This is a genomic window from Bradyrhizobium sp. SHOUNA76, from assembly GCF_023006445.1.
In the GTDB taxonomy this organism is placed as follows: domain Bacteria; phylum Pseudomonadota; class Alphaproteobacteria; order Rhizobiales; family Xanthobacteraceae; genus Bradyrhizobium.
Genome location: NZ_JALBHA010001013.1, coordinates 1 through 814 on the forward strand (window position 1 = coordinate 1; position 814 = coordinate 814).

Genomic DNA, 814 nt, shown 5'->3' on the forward strand with positions numbered 1-814 from the left:
GACGGCGCGCGCGGCCCGTCCCTGTCGCCGTCGCCGGCGTGTGCGCAGATCGGGGCCGACAGCAGCAGGACGAGCACCACGTGTCTCCACGTCGCGTCGAGATTGAAGCGTGCCAGAACCCACAGCATGGGTCTTCCATAAAGCTCCGGAGTTAACAAACCGGCCTCCGGCGCGCGGCGACTAGCGCGCGCGGGCGCTCTGATCGGTGGACGTCGGTTGCGAGGGGCCGGCCAGGTGGTCGTCGATCGCATAGAGCGTGCAGGTCGGCGACCATTTCATGCAGGCGGCCAGCGAGTCGCGCTGGGCGTCGTCCACCGTGATGCGTCCCGCGCGCCAGCCGTAGCCGCCATTCGGCGACACTGCGAAAGCCTTGTGCGGCAGCGTGCTGGCGAGATAGCGCGCGAACTCGGTCCGCGCGGCCTCGTTGAGCTGGCGCGGAGGCGGCAAGGAATCGGGCGGGCTCAGGATGTCGCGGCTGGCGAGGGCGCGCTCGCGCAGGAAGGCGTCGACATAGGGCGTCCATTGCGGACGGCCCGCCACCGAATAGAGGTAGTGGCCGTCGTCGCCGTAAGCCGGCGCCGCGATGAATGTCGCGTTGCCGCCACCGGCGCGAAATCCGTCATGGAGGCGGCGCGCGAGGTCGGGGCCGAAGTACGAATCGTTGGTCGCATAGACCCACAGCATCGGCACGCGCGAGGTCTTGCCGAAGGTGGCGAAGGCCTGCACCAGTCCATCCGGATTGCAGACGTCGTCGTCGTCGCGCGAGCCGCGGCCTCCGGCGAAGCTGATCGCGGCGACGAGTCCGGGCGGCGCC

Annotated in this window: 1 pseudogene; it reads right to left on the reverse strand. The window is 69.9% G+C overall.

The window, feature by feature from the left end:
• Positions 1-180 precede the first annotated feature (180 nt).
• Positions 181-814 (reverse strand): annotated as a pseudogene (locus MOV74_RS39355) (dienelactone hydrolase); the annotation flags it as partial.